Below are 888 nucleotides of genomic sequence, written 5' to 3'. Positions count from 1 at the left end.
GTGCAAAGTCTTCTTTACACCTGTTGCAATAGAGCTAGTAGTCATTGTCGTCAATACGTTCGCCACGCAATGAGTTCGGATAAGCATCAACGATATCGACATCGATGAACCGACCAATTAGTGCAGAGTCGCTCCGATCTTGGTTTGCTTTGAAGTTGACCACGCGGTTGTTCTCAGTACGACCTTGCATTTCGCCTGGGTCTTTCTTAGAAAATCCAGTGACTAAAATGCGTTGTTGAGTACCGACCATGCGACGACTAATTTCATGTGCTTGTTGCGTAATGCGTTGCTGTAGTATGTGCAGGCGTTGTTTCTTCACTTCTTCTGATGTTTCGTCTGCTAGATCCGCAGCAGGTGTTCCAGGTCGAGCGCTGTAGATAAAGCTGAAAGATGTATCGAAGCCAATGTCGTTGATAAGCTTCATTGTATCTTCAAAGTCTTTTTCCGTTTCGCCCGGGAAGCCAATAATAAAGTCAGACGAAATGCTGATATCTGGACGATGCTTGCGTAAACGACGAATTTTAGATTTGTACTCTAACGCCATATGGCCGCGTTTCATTGCGGCCAAAATGCGATCGCTACCGCTTTGTACAGGAAGGTGCAGATGGCTTACGAGTTCCGGGACTGTTGCGTAAACATCAATCAATGCATCACTAAACTCAACAGGATGTGACGTGGTGTAACGAATACGATCGATCCCTTCAATGCCAGAGATAATGGTGATCAGCTCGGCAAGGTCCATGATGTCATCATCATGCGTGTTACCTTGATAGGCATTAACATTCTGACCCAGGAGGTTGATTTCACGTACGCCTTGTTCCGCAAGGTGGGCTACTTCCGCAATAACGTCGTCAGCTGGGCGACTGACTTCTTCGCCTCGGGTATATG

Annotated in this window: 1 protein-coding gene; it reads right to left on the bottom strand. The window is 46.6% G+C overall.

The window, feature by feature from the left end; genetic code table 11:
* Positions 1–34: 34 nt before the first annotated feature.
* On the bottom strand, positions 35–888 hold an 854-nt coding region (gene miaB, locus A3739_RS22320; RefSeq protein WP_068502816.1), incomplete at its 5' end, for a tRNA (N6-isopentenyl adenosine(37)-C2)-methylthiotransferase MiaB.

The organism is Oleiphilus sp. HI0067 (genome assembly GCF_001635735.1).
Note: the sequence above shows the minus strand (reverse complement) of the source record. Positions and strands in the feature narration are given on the sequence as shown.